Raw genomic sequence first — 17,199 nt, forward strand, 5'->3', positions numbered from 1 at the left:
CGTTCTCCTTAACTTTTTCTAGAATAAATGCATAACGCGGCTAGCTCATTAAGACTTTTGCATCTGTTGCTGGAAGGTGATCTCAATAAATTCAGCCGGACGGGTCACAGCAACAAGGACGGTAATACGCAATATTCCCTCTAATATATCTTCGCTGGTCATCGTATTACCTAGGCCCACGCTGACACTAAAAGCATCGGCGGGGACAGAACCGGCAAGCCCGCCGCGCTTCCAAATACCCGTTAAGAAATTACTGATCATGCTGTTAAGGGTAGCCCAGGTGTTGGCTGTATTTGGCTCAAATACATACGCTTTAGCGGCCAAACGGATGGACTCCTCCAACATGATTAAGGTCCTGCGCACGCTGATATAGCGCCAATCGAGGCTATTACCATCTAAAGTTCTTGCCCCCCACACTAAAGTTCCTTCACCAATGAAAGATCGAATCGCATTGATGGACTTCCCTTGAGTCGTGACATTAAGATCTTCCTGCTCATCATGGGAGATATTTACCGCTGGGGAAACTACGCCATTAAGGCTCACATTCGCTGGCGCTTTCCACACACCACGGGCGTTATCGACCATAGTATAAATACCCGCCATACAAGCAGCTGGCGGCAGGAGGTTCAGTTTTCCCTTAAGATCCAACAAAATACTAGAATAGAGTGGACTCATAGAAGTCAATGTCTTATGCAGCAATAACACCTCAGCATCACCCATCACACTCGCCAGTGTAGTAATTTCGGTTAACATCTGATCCCGTTTTGCCACACGCAGTTTATTCCCAGGGCTGGCAAGCTGCTCGTCATTGAGTCCTTCAAGATCGACAAAATTACTCGCCACCTCGGTATTCAATAACGTAGTAAGCACGTCGATATTGGCAATATTTTGGAAACTAACATCACTGTCTTGCACTATGGTCGTGTGCAGCCAAGGATAATAAGCAGCTGAAAAATCTAAATAATTAATGCCTAGTTTAGAGCGAAAGCTTTCAATGCAATCACCTGTTGGATCTTGCCTGTCTAGAAAGCCATTCCACACATCGAGAATTGCCACTCGGTTACGCATGGTACCGCCACAGTGTGCCAAAGAGGCTTGCTGTACACTGATACAATCATCCTCCGCCAACAGCACCGCCTCAGGGATCACCACCATAGTGGGTTCCTGCTCCTTCAGCAGCGGAGTAATGCCCGCCTGCAACTTAGCCGCTTCCACAGCGCTGCTATAATTCCCCACGGAGACGATATAACAAGGACCACCACCATTTTGGAAAAACAGCATCATGCTGAAGTAGAGTAAATATTTGTTATTAGATTGCGACACTAGATAGAACTTTTCCCCCTGCACAAATGCAGCATCCTCAGTTGCATCGGCAGGCCTTTCAGCTATCTCAAATAAAGGCTCTGGAGCCTCACCATAATAGCGACGAAACTCCGCCATTGAGGTAATTCGCCAAGGTTTATTAACTAAAGATTTATTACCATTCACCGCCTTCTGGGTATAACCAATAAAAGCTGGCACCGCTGTTGCCACTTCAACCACTGAATTGGGAAATGCATTTTTTTCAACTATGTACACACCAGGTGTTTTCATTACGCCCATTATTTATTCCTTTAAAGTTAGCAATTAATAAAAATTTCAGAAACCCTTATTAATTTATTATCAACGACCTCTTGATAGCCTTTCCCAGCTTGAGCCATAGGTAAACGACGGATAACCACTTTATTTCCATTGGCCCGTTTTTCAATAAGTTGAAAATAGTTCTCAGAGTACTCTTTCAACTCAACTTCAGAATCACTCCTAAATACTGCAGTAAATTTTCCATCAACGGCATCTTCAATATGCTTTAAAACAAAAAACACTGACTCTTCCTTGTCCACAATCATAAAATTATCATTTATATTTAGGGTATTTACTCGATACTCCCAAATACTCTTATTATTTTCTATGACGGTAGTAAAATTCACAGTCCGACTTCTTGAACTGTCCCTATCGAAAATAACCGCCAAATCTTGACTCGACAACTGAACTCGAAGAAAAAAAGCAGGACCAGAACCCAATCGAACCGCTTCATTCTGAGAATAAGACACCAATGACTCCTTAGTGCAAAAATCCATAGGCGAAATCACAAGATCAATCGCCAATGGATAATTTGAATCGCCATCAAGTCTTGCCTCTAATGCTGTCGTTAAAGGTTTCTCTAAAATAATGATGTCATCTCTTCTAATGAGCGGAAATAAAGAAATATCGCTTAAGACTGCATCTCTCGATATACCGTAAAACTCTAGTAACAGCCCTTCAGCATCATCTTGGACATACAGCTGCATAACTAGCTTTTTTTCTCTATCAAACAAAACGTTAATACCTGCAACCGTCGGCTTAAAAATAATACCTGTATTGCGGCTTTGCAGCAAAGTAGCGGCAGTGGGATGAAAAGATACTATTTCACACAGCGAAGAGGCAAAATACTGATGACCTAAACTGATTGAGAAAAGTGGTGCATAACCCATCACCATCAACCACCTTCTTGTTTAGTAATTGTATCTATTTCGGATATTTCATTGATTCGAGAGATTTCAGCTTTGGCATCTATAGTGATCATACGAACTTTATAAAGAATTGAAGGTACATACTTTGCTCCTAGCATTCCCCATATACTACTCAAATCTTGGATCGGAACATTTTCTATATCCAAAACGATTTTATCTATCCCTTTGTTCATATCTGGATGATTTTGATGATTAAACACTGAATTTACTTGAAAAAATGCTATTACGCTTGAAATAAACTTAAGGGATTCACCATAATTACTTCCAGTAAAATTCGCAGAAACCATAATATACAGATTGATAAAAATAGGTTTGGCCATAAGATATTTCGAATGTGAAATTTCTCTGCTTGCTTGAACCATCGACGTTTCTTTTTCTATACTAGTGATAAATAACACTATTTTATTATTTACATTCGAACATACACTTCCGTCTTGATTAGCTAGACTAGAAATGACAACTATGTCTTCAGATAATTGAAATCGAATTTTTAGATGTTGATTAAGGCTATATGCTATAGTTTCCATACATGAATCTAGCAAGATTTTTCCCTCTACTAGGTTTAAAAAACAATAATCCCTTAAGCTACTGCTGACTAGCAGTGATACCCAGTTTAATCACTTTTTTTAGCCTTTACTTCAACCAACGCTTTGCCAAATTAACCATTATAATTGCGCAAACTGAGCATTGGGTTATCCAACGGTTTATATCAGCCTATAGCTGTCTAAAGCAAAGCACGCTGCTGATAAGTCGTTATCCATTTATCATAGCTTTACAGTGATTCAACGACAGTACATCTGCATTTACCCTCATACTAGTCGCAATCCTTAGTGTCAAAAGCTCCATCTGCCAATACCTAATTGATCTTAAATCGTAAGAGGTTAAGCAAAATTATAAGCACTTCATTAGCACTTACCGAAACAAGATTAACTTCGGCGACAATTACTTTTATGCGAAACAGTAAACATAAGCGACGTTTTGAGTTTTTCACAGCCAAGCTATTGACCATAGACTCTCCCGCGTATCGACATCAATAGATACTATCAATCAACCCAGGAGGCCCAAAATGACCAAACCACGACTGATTAAAACTTGATTGTATTGCTTCCATTGATGATTTTAGCTTGAAAGTTGGTATCTTAAGATGAGTAAGAACATCAAGATCGCAAAAATACCAATTAATTCATGGATTTGTTAAAAAGTAACCTCAACATATCCTTGGCAGCGGCTAAATACTTCACATTCCCCAAACGCAGCATATAAAATATAACAATAACACTATATTACAGCATCATAATTTTATCCACTAAGTAACGTAAAAGATGCAAAATTTCATCAAAGCAAACGCACAATCCAACACAACATATTGAATTAAAACACTTTATAAAGATTAGAATACATCATGGGTCATCGTCCATTTTGCTCTATACCTTGATCTGAATCTGATTTTTAGAGGAGATGGTACACAGACCAAGAAAACCATGAGCGTAGTTACAATGATGTGGGCATCACAGAGTTAATGTCTACAGCAGGATTTACTTATGGGGGATTTTATCAGCATGTTCATTCTAAAGCGGACTTGATGGCAGAAACGGCGCCCTACAGTTTTACACTATCAAACGCACAACTATCTGATTTTAATATCGTCTCTTTTGTGCAAAAATACCTATCCCGCGAGTATCGTGATACCCAGTTCACGGCTGCACCATGGCTGCTCTTTGTGCTGATGCTGGACATCATTCTGACCCTTAAAAAAACATTTTAAGCAGAATTGAAAACCGCCTAGCCACGCAAGGACCAAATGATACTAACTTGAGTGACTGCGAATATCGCGAATCCAGAACACGTAAAATAGGAGCAATTGCGCAAGCTGTAGGGGCAATAGTGTTGTCTAGAGCTTGCCCAGATGGCTTTGCACTGGCGGATGAAATTTTACAGGTATGTAGTGCACAAACATTGAGGCAATATGATTGAGTCACTCGTGGACACAATCACATTTCATTCTTAATTACCCAGTAAATATAAGGATTTGAAAATACTGAAGAATTCAAGCCATCCAAACTCTGTCGAGTAATAAACAGTTAGCATTCTGTGCTTTCTGAGAGTTGTAGCGCATCTTCCTGTTCTACACCCAAATACATAATTGTGTTATCAACTTTGGAATGACCGAGTAACAGCTGTACCGCTCGAATATTTTTGGTTTTCGCATATACAAACGTTGCTTTGGTTCTCCGCATTGAGTGTGTCCCGTAAAAGTCGGGGCCAAGCCTAATTCCTCAGCCCAAGTTCTTACAATATGCCTATAAATAGGCATAACTGATGGGTTGTGCGCTACGTCAGTGGCTAGGGAAAAAGTCATCATTGGATGATAACGATTCCGCAGAAACCCACTTCATCAGGCTTTGCTGTGTTCTGAGCGTTATCTCAAATTGAACTTCTATACTCGTTTTCTTCTGAACATGCCTTACTCATTTGTCAATACTGTCTTTTGATGAAACATCACAGGCTTTAAGTGGCTGCAAATCACTTGCTCTTAACTTACTATCGATAGCAAGTATCGATAGTAAGGTTAAGTTGTGTCAGTTCCATCAGGTTATGTTGGAGCTTTAAGCGGGTTCTAATACGCCAAATCTCCTCAAGCCTAAAAGGCTTTTTCACACCGATCCGGTTGTGTTTAATTGACTTTCTCATAACGACCTCCTATTTCAAACGGGGCCACTTTTAAGCTTAGTATTAAAGAGGGAATTTAGATTACAGGGGCATGAATAAAACTTGGTCAACAGGCTAATTGTCACGAATGGATAACTAGCCTCGATAATACGTCTTGGGGCATAACTTTGCCAGCATTCTCACTCAGTATGAATAGCCAGATTTAAATTCGACAGATTCCGGTTCCAAGAATATACGACTAAAGCTTGTTATGAGAAACGCGGCTTCGGCTCCACTCGTAGACAGATGAATTCAAATAGCCCTGTTCTCTTCCGCGCATAGCGTATTGACCGCAGGTAGCGCGTAAGAGAGCCACTTAATGTGGCTTTTATCGTTTATAGAAACGCGATATTCGAGGGTGAATGAGCGTGATAGATTCGCCCTTTCAGTACCCACCATAAGAAAATTTGGAACTGTTTCATCTTAAGGAAGATCATCAGTATCTTACTGACTCTATGATTGGGGCTAAAGCGCATTAAGATTGTGAGCAACTACCACGAAGAAATCTAAGATTAACGCAACGCATACTCCAACGAGGGTCTGCCAGACATTTTCATAAAGTTGTATGTTCCGTTAAATCTCATCTGTCTTCACGTGACAACGCAGCTGATGATTTTCATCCTAAAAAATATTCTGTCGCTTTACCTATTTTTTCACGCCTGAGTATTCCAGCAGTAACCATGTCATCAAGTCTTTGCTTAACCGTGTTATAACTAAGCCCCAGTAGTTTTTCGGCCTCCCTGGCTGTAATCGTCGGTTTTTTTAAATAACGAGGCTCACTAGCAACAAAACCAATAATTTTTTTCTCAATATCATCTAAATCAGAATACTGCTCGGCCAATTCAGTCATTCGATATGCGGCACGCTCGTATGCAGAAACGAATTCAGTAATGGCACGATTGATAATACTCAACTGATATCGAATAAAATAGGTTAAATCTAAGTTGTCCTGCTCACAATCCAGATAGCTCTGACCGTATTTGATGGGCGATTTTTGCAACAGTGCTGAAATCGCAATATAGCGGAAACCCGTATAGCCACACTTAAACAGATACCAATAAAACAAAGCTCTTGCTATCCGTCCATTACCATCACGGAACGGATGAACATAGCCAATGACAAAATGAAGAGTAATGGCCTGTATAACCGGATGAATGTGATCGTCAGTCGAGTTTAGCCAATTCACGACGCGGGATAATAGGCACTCAATAGCATCATGCTTTGGTGGCTGATGAACGACCTCACCATCAGCGTTCACAACCGCAATATCATCTGTGGTTCTAAATATCCCAGAGGTGTAGTTTTTTTGCTCTAAGTGCTGCGTACCCATTCTATGTAAGGTTTTTATCAAATCAATACTGAATGCCTCATCCTTGAGGTCCCACGCTGCATTCATTAAGTCAGCATTCCCAACAATCATCCGCTCACCATCAGTACAAGGCCTACGCTTCTTTCGGAGCATTTCTTTCGCAATCAGCGTCGTTGTTGCAGCGCCCTCTAGCTGACTACTTGATATAGCCTCATCATCAATCAAATTATTTTTAAAGTGCTCAAAATGTACGCTTTCTCCGATTTGCTCAAGCACCCCAAGCATCGCACTATGCGTGGTGTAACGGTCAATCTGTGACAAAACCCGACTAAAATCATGCAAGTGATTAAATCGGCAATATGTCATGAAATCAGGAGATTGCGATAGCGATCGGTTTACGGACTCAGGCAGGTTTAGTGGTAACGGTTTATTTTCTAACGGGGTGAGATTGATTAGCGAACTGTCTCTATGTAGCCGAACTAACCACCAACAGAAATTAACATTTAGGCTAGGCTTAACGCTGCGTCTAAACTCATCAAAGGAATGATACTCGATATGAAATGAACTGATGTAATCCATGTATTTATTAGGATCATCACCATGATTACGGATCTCAAATATAACATCACTGATAGTGCTAAACGGACACTCAGGCGGTGATAGATACTGACCTGACATAAATTTTATCTCAAAAAATCCAGTTATTGAGATAAGATTAATCAAATTGATAGAATTGAACGAGCTTTTTGTTACATAGAACTTCATTCATGGCTTTACAGTAATTAACGTACAGAGGCTTCATTGAATGCATTGAGTTAGGGCAAACGTGTAAATCTCTCTAATCACTTTATCTCGGGCAGACAATTCTACCCGGTCGTACAGTGTGGTGTGAGCATGTCTTGGTGCATGTTCCATTTTTGCGCGATACCTTGAGTAGCAATTAAGTGTGTGTCTGCGCCGTAACGCTGATTGTTAGAATCAAGAATTTGTATTAACGCGGGGTTAGCTTTTAGCGCGTAGAACAAATCTAACCGGCGATGTTTATGCTCACTAAATCGATTAACACTACACCGATGTTGTAAGGGTGATGACGGCGCATTTCTCATTCAAGCGGTTTCAAGCCAACTGGGCATCCCTTTTCAACCACAAACAGACTTAGACTGACGCCCTTCCAAATGAGTTATAGCGATATTAATGTTTGATAATAAATTAAGGTAGCAAAACATGTGTTTGGGGTTTTCATCTGGCAAGGTCAAAAAGGTCTTTGATAATCGCTCAGGCAAAAACCTTACGAGAAAGCTCAGACATTTATAGCCCTGTGTTACAGGGCATGCTTAATGGGATGTTGGATCGCAAGTGAGCATGGCCGTTTCAGTGCACTATTGAAGGCTAAGAATACTCCCCTGCTTCTATTTTATTTAGCCATTCATTGACTAATTTACAGCCCTCTGGTGTTTGCATTAATGCGATGGGCTTATTGTTACCTAGTACTGGGATTTCACTATTAAACAGTGTTTCAGCGAGGGTTTTCTCACCATAAATTTCACATGCCCTATTAAATAGGTACTCGGTACTTAGTGATGTTGAGTTCATAAGGTTAGTTCGCTTCTCGTAAAAGGTGTCATTCCAAGTGTAGCAAAATCATCAATGATTAGCCCTGTCATAATCATTTTCTGTTCATCAAGATATTTAGCGGCATTCATAGGTTTGAAAATACTTTTTAGCATAACAATTCACTCTGGACGATTAACTGCTTATATCTTTAGGCTATATATTACGCTGCAATACACATTACTATTGAAATATATATCAAATAAAATTAAGTGTGCGCGGCAAAATAAAAGGAAAGTTAAATTAACCACACTGTCAAAGTATTACTAATATCCGAATTGAATATGAAATTAATAGGCGTGAACTTCATAAGTTTATGATTTTAGTTTTGTTTATTTTTGGCGCCATCATTCGTCACTGATCTCGAATACAGCGTGTGTTTTCGTGAAAAATATAAACAAGTCAATATGAAAACCTGAGGCACCGATGGGTGGTAACATATTTACGATATTCAATAAATATTCAAACCTCTCTTGTGTTCGCCAAAAATATTTATTTACACAATAATTTTGAATCACTAATGTGTATATCTATCCATAAAGCGAGGTTAATATGAAACCCAGAAAAATTCCGCGACACAGTAAAGTGATGGCGCGCATTCATTTCCATTCACAAAAAAATGATTCTACACGTTTCTGTGATAGTGAACTAGAAGTTGCTCGATTATTGCTATTGGAGTTTGAGGATGATGTCATTGCTTATAATACCCAACCGGCGTCATTTACATATCTCGTCAACGGAAAAAATAGACGTTATACGCCTGATCTCATTATTTCACATAAACATAAAGGGGTGTATTTCGAGGAAATTAAACCAAAAGACAAACTCGGTAGTCAAAAAAATATTGAAAAATTCGATATTCTCTCAAAAGCCTTTGCCGCCATCTCTGACAATGGTTTAAAGCTCGTTACTGAAGAACAAATCTATGTCGGCAGTACAATTGCAAATCTAAAAAAACTCTATCATTACCGGTCACTTACGCTGTCAGAACAATGCCAACAGGTAATGCAAGAATTACCCGCGCGTATCACATATTGTGGTCTCATTAGCTGGGCAGAATCTCATCAATGTCATGTTTATGATCCGATGATCCTATTAGCAAATCGATGCTACACATTCGACTTAACTTGTATGTTAAGCCCATTAACTCATCTGGAAAGATCTTATGGCTCAACAAATCTTTAAAGCCAATATGGTTATTTGTCGCAATAATCGTGACTACCGGATAGTCATGCTCGATGACACGTTAGTGACACTAGAGGTTGTGGACAGCAAACATCATCAGGTGTTATCGATTGACCAGCTATTGTCTGAATATCAACTAGGAAGTTTGAGCCTCCCTAAGACAAATCTGAATCTTGACCAATCTTGGCTAAACGAACAACAGAAGGCTGATCTTCGGCGTTATAACACCTACCTAAACTATCTAGACAAACTCGAATACCCAGGTGCAATACGTTCACTCAATATGGCTATTTCGACCTGCGGAGAGATATTAAATGAACCGGTTAATTGCCGTCCATCAACATCAACACTGCGGCGCTGGTATTCAAAATGGCTAAACAATAATAGACAATTCATCTATCTGCTGGCCTCCAGAAAACACGATCCAAACCTGACACTCAGCTGCAGAATCGATGCAGCGATGCGTTCTCTCGTCGACGATGTCATTGATAGTTTTTATCTGACTCTTAATGGCCCCAACGCGGCGGATTGTTACCGAACGCTTATGCAACAACACAGGCGCATGGCACTTGACTGCCTAATGATATCAAAATCGACATTTTACAGAGAAATAAAAAAATTAGATGAAAGCGTTATTATTAGGCGGCGGCAAGGTTCGATCGCTGCAAATAAATATCTGCGCACTGCAAACCATCAATATCAGGTCAATGGGCTATTTGAAAGATGTGAAATGGATGCGGTTCACGTCGGTATTTATCTCGTTGATCAACAGGGCGATATCGTTGGGAAGCCGATCATTTTCTTGATGATTGATGCTTTTAGCCGCTGCATTATGGGAATGCATATCAGTATCCAAGAAGGAGAAACCACTAATGCAGCGGTGAGCGCATTACGCCATGCCATTTTGCCCAAATCCAATCAACAATATTCCTTTATGGAAAATCCATGGACATGCCATGGTACGCCCATGGATCTGTACGTCGATTCTGGCGCAGCATTCATTAATGAATCATTCGACGCATTATTAGCTCAACTCAAGATCAATCGAATCGCTGGGCCGTCACGCCAGCCCTGGAAACACAGTTTTATTGAACGCTTTAATCGTACGTTACGCGACAAACTCAAGGGGATACCTGGATATGTCGGAAAATTAACGGATGGTTTCACCTATGATCACCCAGCAAAGCACTATGCCACCCTGACGGTCGAGGAATTCGAAAAGATTGTCTGTATTCTCATCAATGATATATACCATCAAGAAGCGCATGAAGGAGTAGGAAATCAAACGCCAATAGCGATGTGGAACACACATATTCGCTATTCTCCGGCTATTGTGCCTGCCAATGTTGCGATATTTGATCTTTACCTGCGGCAACAAAAACGAGGAACACTCCAGCAATTAAAGGGATTGCAGTATAAAAATCAGTTTTTTAATTCCATGGAATTACGAAACCTTTTTGAACAATTAAAAAAGAATAGTCGTGATCGCGGCAAAGTCACTTTTTATGTTGATGAGCTAAACGCCAGTAATATCATGGTCATTAACCCGTTAAACCAATCTGTGTTAACTGTGCCTAACACCAACAAATTAGCTTGGGGAAAAACTTTCCTGCAACTGAAAATGACCAAGAAAATTTTCATGCCTAACGCAGGCGAACTGAAGGTCAACGATATCACAAAACAGGCCCTCGAGCGCAAAAAGAAAGCCGCTCGAGACGTAAAAACGAGCCACAATCTTGCCGATGAGACGTTGTCCATGGACACACCGCTGACTCAAGATGTTATTCAAGACATGTTAACTAAACGTGAAAAAATGGCTCATCAAGCGCTGGTATTATCACCAGCAAAACCGACGGGCAGCGATGTCCCAGAATCCGCCGTGATCCCTAAAATAATCAATTACCAAACCAGCTAGGAATAACACATGGATCACTATCAACCTCAACGAAAGCCTATCACCACAGCATTTTTATCTCGTTCAGTTTACCACTTTGAGTGCAATGCAGTGATTGCGGCATTAGAACGCAGCCTGAAAACAACTGGCCTTAATCCGACTGGGCTGATGATTGTTGGCGATTCTGGTCTTGGTAAATCCACAGCGCTGAGACTGTTTGAACAACGATTCAGTCGACCTGCAACAGAAACACATTCCTACAAAACAGTCGCCAATGTCGTGACCCCTGTGGATGCCAGTGTTAAAAGCTTGTGCTCCGCACTACTGAAGGTCTTGGGTTGCCCGACGCCAGACAGAGGAACCGCCAACAGTATGTTCACTCGGATCACCACCTTGATCCATGAGCTCGATACAAAAATCATCATTTTTGATGAAATTCAACATCTAACTGAGCGTAATGCCCAGAAAAAAACGCGGCCAGTTATCAATCTCGTTAAAAACCTGATGACCGAAACAAACTGTCCGGTCGTCCTCGTTGGTATGCCTGACGCGACAGAACTATTGAGCATGGATCCGCAATTAGCACGACGATTTTCGAAATCGGTGACGCTCAAGCCTTTTAGTATGACTGATGAACTCATCACTGAGGAATACACGGCCTATGATCTGTATGTTTCATTTCTCCACTCGATTGCGTCTTTCATGCCAATCAAAACCATTAATCTCATCGATCCGAATGTTGCTCGTCGTCTCCTTGCCGCCAGTCGCGGAAAAATTTCTATCATTATTAAAATTTTGGAGTTTGTGATCGAGAATAGCCTTGACGGTAAGAAGGCGACGTTACTCGATTTTTCCACCGCGTTCCGTGATATTGCTGATCATGACATCTCACATTGTCCGTTTTTAATCACGAGCAACCAATTAGAAAAGTGGTATTTTTCATGAGTGCAATGACATTACCCATCAGATTGCGCCCCTATGAGGCCGAATCCCTGCCGTCCTACTTATGTCGGTTAGCCACCGTCAATGGCTGGTCAACCATGGCCGAATTTTTATTGGTCATGGGGATAAAGAAAACCAAAATCGATCCGGATGTCTCGCTTGACCGCCTAGTGCAATTAACCCACCTTCCCCACTCGGAGTTTTTACCGCGCATGGAGGAGATCCCAAGGTCCATGCCAGCGCGGATGTTCTATCAACACTCCCCCAGATTTTGTCCTATTTGCATCGGCACCACACCGTACGTGCGACATGTCGAGCACTTTAAGACAGCGCTATTTTGTGTAAAACATCGTTGTAAACGCATTGATCAGTGTCCTTGTTGTCAGCATCCCCTCACTTGGCAGCAGCATCTATTTAGTCACTGTTTGCAGTGCAAACAACCCTGGGCCACTTTACCCGCCAACCATGAAATCGATGTTGATTATCAACAATGGATTGAACAAGAAGAAGGCGCAGAGGAGCGGTTGCACTTATTGCATCGGGCAATCACCCGTCTGATTTATCCGACCGATCTCGATCCCCTTCCACCAAACCACAAATTGAGTCTAGACAGTCAGTACATTCTCGATGCATTTCACCTGTTGCAAGGCCGTTTTGACCTGATTTGGGGCAAACAATGTGCCGAAGATCGTCACTATCTCAGCCTCTTTGGTGAACATCATGTGCAGTCCCCCCTCACCAGCTTACGTGAGCTGAGTGGCTTACCGGCTCAGGTGGCTGAAACCCAATCCACATGGCCCAGTTATACCGTGCACGACAGAGTGAATAAACATCCACACATTACAGTGCCTTTAGCGTGTCGAGTGAGCACATTTTACCTGCGTCAGCTGCTCGACTTAACGGCTGTTCAACTGAGTATTCTCGAGGACAGTGGCCATTTTGATAGCCTATACCACCTATCCAATTCACGGCATCGAACTTATGATATGCGCCAAATTTATCGCTGGTTTAAGACACGTATTAGCCCAGATAAATGTGCCTATTACCCTGAACAGAGTTTTAACAAACTGCTCATGATGTATGGCATCGAGTTCAGTCGACTGTTCGAGGGGATCCATCAGGGAAAATTTCGAATAACCTTGGCCAGTTACAATGAACAATTAACACTCCACCTGGCCGCTGAGGATGTGAAACAGTTTGTGGAAGACAATGAAGTATTTGATCCACAAGAAGACAAATCGCAAAAGTGGGTTGCTAGGCGTTTGAGGATCCATTTTGCGGGAATGAAGGAGATGATCCGCCCAGGCCTATTTGCCTGCAGCCGCAATCGTGACATCACACGCGCGTCATTGCAGGCAGTGTTAGTGCAATATTCATCATTACAGCGCTGGTGTTACCTGCGTAGTTACCACCGTTATAGTGTTGAGCGTGTGATGGCCGAGGCACAAATTATCCCCATTTTTAGCTCAACGTATTGCACTCTCTTGACCCATGAACAGTTAGCGCAATTGGCCATGCTCACCGACAGCCGAGCCGAACTTCAATTAGAAAACAATCCAAAATGGGTGGTGTAGTGTCATTTTTGCATGAAGCGACGCTTCGACAATTCCAAGAGCAATGTGAGCCACAAACGGTTATAAACTTTCATGCCGTTGCAACGCTAAATCGCCGATTAAATGCGTATAAATCGACATTTGCGGGCGATTTTGCCTTAAAACGGCTATAAATCAGGGTAAACCTGCCGATTTAACATAAGCACGAATTGCGCGCAGCCTATACAACACTCACTTCAATCCAAGCTTTTTCAACAAAGCCCGCGTCAATGGTAACTTATCAAGGCGCTTACTCAATGGCTTCAACGCTAAGAACAACATGTCTTCAAGGCCCTCTCGGTCATGGTGATAAAAATGAACGAACACTCGGCCGTGATGAGCTTTGATGTCTTTTCTACATCACAAAGGATGACATTGACGTGCATCAAGCTGCTCCACAACGGCATCCAAGTGCTTTCTCTGTGCACTCAATCAATTAGTTATTTTGATCGTGATTTTTTCTCAAAAGATTGTCTTCGTTGAATTCAAATAGTCTTCACTTTAATTCCATGCTTACACTTCTGATAAAAATAGAGTGATAAATTACTTAAAAAACTATATTATTAAATATAAATAAAGTCATATTTCGGCCATCTTCAATCAGATGCTGATTAATTTATTAGCGCTTAAAATCATATTCTTTGACAAAAAAGCGCTTAAAATCATAAATTATGACAATTTAAAGCCTTCCAAAGAAAATCGTATTTTCTAACTCGTTGTTTCTACGCATTTCCCAAACTCATTTTGTATGACAAGCCACATGTGTGTGGCTTGTCATTCCAAATGAGTTTTGTGTCATTTCGTGAGTCTGACTTTTGTTATTATATATCAAGGCTATAATTCACTCCGCCAACAGCTTTGCTCCATTATGGTGCAAAGCTGTTCATCCAGAGCGCATTAAACTTTGTGTTTGCTGCTTTTTGACAAAGCGCATCTCACACGCAGCTATGCGAACACTTTTGAAGTATAGATGACGTGTTAGAAATGAATTTTATGAAACAATGCCCCAATCAAATTATGTCGCTCCATTAGAATGATTACTTACAATAATTCATAGGTTTACCAAGCTTAATTGAAATTGGTTCGTAGCTATATTTCCACTGCTTAATCTTACCTATTAATTTGTTGTAATGTTGATGACGTGATTTATCAACATCGGAGTCGTTCGAACACATCACCAGTTCCACTTGACTGTATCTTAAACAATTTAATCGTCGCTACGTGAATGCTTTGGTATATTGGACTCGCAAACTAGCCAGAAACACCTAGCAACGCGCTTATGCTTGTCCCAAAAGTCACAATAAAATACTAAGATGTTGCCGATTTTGAGCCGCTATGGACATAAATATGTCATTTTCAGGAGTTTTTATAGATATCGAGTGAAGCGCCCTAACCTTCTTTGGGACAAAAATCATTATGTGTACTAGCTCATATATGAACTGACAGCGTTGATTAAATTGCTAGACTTAATCGGACAATCTCAACTCGACCCCACCCAGCTCATTTCTGGACATTTTCAAGTTAGACTTTTAGCTCGAATTAGTGAATTTAGAATTAAAATTTCTATGGATAACGCCTACTTAAGCGGTTTAACCTCCATAACTTCTGAGTAGCTTAATGTTGAACAGTTACGGTTAGTTATTAATACGAATGACTTTTAAATGGGATTGATATCCATAACACTGCCCCTGATAGCGTGTTCTGGTCTAATCCCATCGGACACTTAACTTTGAGACAGTATGGTCAATAAATTAAGAGGTCAATATGAGTCTGAACAAATCACATAAGAGTTATCCGCAGGCATTTAAGGATGAAGCCGTCTTGATGGTGCTGGAGCAAGGTTATAGCGTTGCCGATGCGAAAAAGCCTCTTGGAGTTAGCACTAGTCTGCTTTACAACTGGAAGGAAAAACACGAAGCCTTGCAGCAAGGCCTTACCTTAGAATAGTCTGAACGTAATGAGTTGAAGAAATTTCGTATATAAAAAAATTATTACGCATGGAGAAAGAAATGATAAAAATACCCAAGGGGCACACCGAGGCCAGCGCCTTCTTTGCGAGAGAAATAATGAAGTAAAATTTAGTTTCATCAAACAGCAATCTAACCGGTTTCCCATAACACTGTTATCCATCGTTTCACACTGATTCTACTGACCAGCATACTTGCGAGAGCGGTACGAGAATTACCTTCGCTGAAATGGAGTAAGCCTAAATAGCGCCTACGTTTGCGTGCACTTTTCTCCGATTTACTAAGGCTACGATGTTCGGATTATTCATATTTTTTATAATTAAAAAGCGAATATCAATTAGGCCACATAATTAATGTAAATTGTATTGCTGGCGTTGGCTTTATACTGGGGCTGAAAAACAAAAAATGATTATCGCGCTTAGCGTAATTTTATTGAACATTCATTATATAGGTCATCCTCTGGAGCTGGTTTTGATTAGTATTGGTTCTTGTACAGAACTTGATGATTGTGCTTTTTGGGCTTCTTCGATGCGTAAGTCAATAGTGGCAACTAACTTGGAAAACGCCGCCATCGAAGAAGCTCACGAGTTAGTCACCGTGGCGGACGATGGCGTGACGATGGCGTGACGAGGCGGGTGTGTCACTCCCAAATCGAGGTGTTCTATGTGGAACTTGCGAACGTTCTTTAGCTGCAGCGCTTGGCTCAGCTAAATCCGCAAGGATCGGGCAATCCGGGCGGCCATCGCCATGGCAATTTTCGGCTAGCTGCTCGAGCGTTTGCACCATAGCTTGTAGTTCAACGATCTTCGCCTTCAGTCCGTCGGCATGGGAGAGCGCCAACGCCTTAACGTCGGCGCTCGCGCGATCTCGATTGCACCACAAGAGCAGAAGCTCCGAGATTTGTTCGACAGAAAAGCCAAGGTCGCGTGCGCGATGGATGAAGCGAAAGCTTTGCGCGTCCGCCGAGCTGTAATTTCGGTAGCCAGCATCAGAACGATTAGCTTTGGGTATCAAGCCAATCTGTTCGTAGTAGCGAATCATCTTCGCCGAGATGCCGGACAACTTGGCTGCTTGACCAATATTCATCATTCTCTCCTTCTAGTAAATTAATCAAATACGCCCAAAAACTGAGGTTTACCTACGCACAGATATTTCTCTGGGCGTAAAGAACACGTCGGCATACAGGTATTAAGATTGCATTCATGTTGTCTATATTCCATCTGAAGATTGCTCAGAGCTAATGTGGTGGTCAAATGGATATCATGGTCGTAGTCCCGCAACACCTCAGGTGTGACGACTCTTGCAATGGCAAAGAGATGTTCTCGGGCGTCGCTATAATCGTCCTTGAGGTGATCCAAGGGCATATTTGGTGAAAACATGTTGTGTTACTCCTTCAACAATATTCGTCTACCAAGCGTGACTTTTGTGCTACCACCCCAAA

The 17,199-nt window shown here is 41.4% G+C and carries 13 protein-coding genes and 3 pseudogenes; 6 read left to right on the forward strand and 10 right to left on the reverse strand.

The features are described from left to right. Positions 1-48: 48 nt before the first annotated feature. The 3 genes from KO531_RS07275 to KO531_RS07285 are packed head-to-tail and all read right to left on the reverse strand — an operon-like array spanning position 49 to position 3,076. Entirely contained in the window at positions 49-1,602 is a 1,554-nt protein-coding gene (locus KO531_RS07275) for a phage tail sheath C-terminal domain-containing protein (RefSeq protein ID WP_219250773.1), read from the reverse strand. A gap of 17 nt (positions 1,603-1,619) precedes the next feature. Then, positions 1,620-2,510 carry a hypothetical protein gene (locus KO531_RS07280; RefSeq protein ID WP_219250774.1) on the reverse strand — a complete coding sequence of 297 codons (891 nt, stop codon included), beginning with the start codon at positions 2,508-2,510 and terminating at the stop codon, positions 1,620-1,622. Positions 2,511-2,515: 5 nt separating this feature from the next. After that, positions 2,516-3,076: a DUF4255 domain-containing protein gene (locus tag KO531_RS07285; protein WP_251068874.1), complete on the reverse strand. Its 561-nt coding sequence runs from the start codon at positions 3,074-3,076 to the stop codon at positions 2,516-2,518. A 992-nt stretch (positions 3,077-4,068) separates the two neighbouring features. Here KO531_RS07285 and KO531_RS07290 point away from each other — a divergent pair. Further along, the gene (locus KO531_RS07290) at positions 4,069-4,314 is read left to right on the forward strand and encodes a hypothetical protein (RefSeq protein WP_219250776.1); all 246 of its coding nucleotides are present in this window, start codon (positions 4,069-4,071) and stop codon (positions 4,312-4,314) included. A 316-nt stretch (positions 4,315-4,630) separates the two neighbouring features. Here the strand turns inward: KO531_RS07290 and KO531_RS22375 are convergent. From KO531_RS22375 to KO531_RS07315, 4 genes and pseudogenes are all read right to left on the reverse strand, one after another. After that, a pseudogene (locus KO531_RS22375) lies at positions 4,631-5,240 on the reverse strand (tyrosine-type recombinase/integrase). Between the two features lie 634 nt (positions 5,241-5,874). Then, positions 5,875-7,245: a Fic family protein gene (locus tag KO531_RS07305; protein WP_219250778.1), complete on the reverse strand. Its 1,371-nt coding sequence runs from the start codon at positions 7,243-7,245 to the stop codon at positions 5,875-5,877. A gap of 188 nt (positions 7,246-7,433) precedes the next feature. Beyond that, a complete protein-coding gene (locus KO531_RS07310; protein WP_251068875.1) occupies positions 7,434-7,673 on the reverse strand; it encodes a DUF4113 domain-containing protein in 240 nt (79 codons plus the stop codon). Between the two features lie 283 nt (positions 7,674-7,956). Continuing rightward, entirely contained in the window at positions 7,957-8,160 is a 204-nt protein-coding gene (locus tag KO531_RS07315) for an MbcA/ParS/Xre antitoxin family protein (protein WP_063884429.1), read from the reverse strand. Between the two features lie 570 nt (positions 8,161-8,730). On the opposite strand from KO531_RS07315, the gene KO531_RS07320 reads away from it, so the two are divergent. The 5 genes and pseudogenes from KO531_RS07320 to KO531_RS07340 all read left to right on the forward strand — a co-directional run. Then, positions 8,731-9,363 (forward strand): TnsA endonuclease N-terminal domain-containing protein, encoded by a 633-nt coding sequence (locus tag KO531_RS07320; protein ID WP_006087147.1) that lies wholly within the window; start codon positions 8,731-8,733, stop codon positions 9,361-9,363. Further along, complete coding sequence (locus tag KO531_RS07325) at positions 9,344-11,278, forward strand: DDE-type integrase/transposase/recombinase (RefSeq protein WP_219250779.1); 1,935 nt, start codon at positions 9,344-9,346, stop codon at positions 11,276-11,278. The genes KO531_RS07320 and KO531_RS07325 overlap by 20 nt, the downstream gene beginning before the upstream one ends. 9 nt (positions 11,279-11,287) lie before the next feature. Further along, positions 11,288-12,202, forward strand: coding sequence for a TniB family NTP-binding protein (locus KO531_RS07330; RefSeq protein WP_006087149.1), 915 nt, complete (start codon positions 11,288-11,290; stop codon positions 12,200-12,202). Continuing rightward, complete coding sequence (locus tag KO531_RS07335) at positions 12,199-13,773, forward strand: TniQ family protein (RefSeq protein WP_219250780.1); 1,575 nt, start codon at positions 12,199-12,201, stop codon at positions 13,771-13,773. The genes KO531_RS07330 and KO531_RS07335 overlap by 4 nt, the downstream gene beginning before the upstream one ends. A gap of 1,782 nt (positions 13,774-15,555) precedes the next feature. Next, positions 15,556-15,916, forward strand: a pseudogene (locus KO531_RS07340) (transposase); the annotation flags it as partial. On the opposite strand, the pseudogene KO531_RS07345 reads toward KO531_RS07340, so the two are convergent. The 3 genes and pseudogenes from KO531_RS07345 to KO531_RS07355 all read right to left on the reverse strand — a co-directional run. Then, positions 15,912-16,066, reverse strand: a pseudogene (locus KO531_RS07345) (IS630 family transposase); the annotation flags it as partial. The pseudogenes KO531_RS07340 and KO531_RS07345 overlap by 5 nt on opposite strands. 280 nt (positions 16,067-16,346) lie before the next feature. Further along, positions 16,347-16,844, reverse strand: coding sequence for a Cu(I)-responsive transcriptional regulator (gene cueR, locus KO531_RS07350; RefSeq protein ID WP_219250781.1), 498 nt, complete (start codon positions 16,842-16,844; stop codon positions 16,347-16,349). 20 nt (positions 16,845-16,864) lie between these two features. Continuing rightward, positions 16,865-17,137: a hypothetical protein gene (locus KO531_RS07355; protein WP_219250782.1), complete on the reverse strand. Its 273-nt coding sequence runs from the start codon at positions 17,135-17,137 to the stop codon at positions 16,865-16,867. Between the last annotated feature and the right edge of the window lie 62 nt (positions 17,138-17,199).

Origin of the sequence: Shewanella sp. NKUCC06_TVS (assembly GCF_019345515.1) — a bacterium.
GTDB classification, from domain to species: Bacteria; Pseudomonadota; Gammaproteobacteria; order Enterobacterales; family Shewanellaceae; genus Shewanella; species Shewanella oncorhynchi.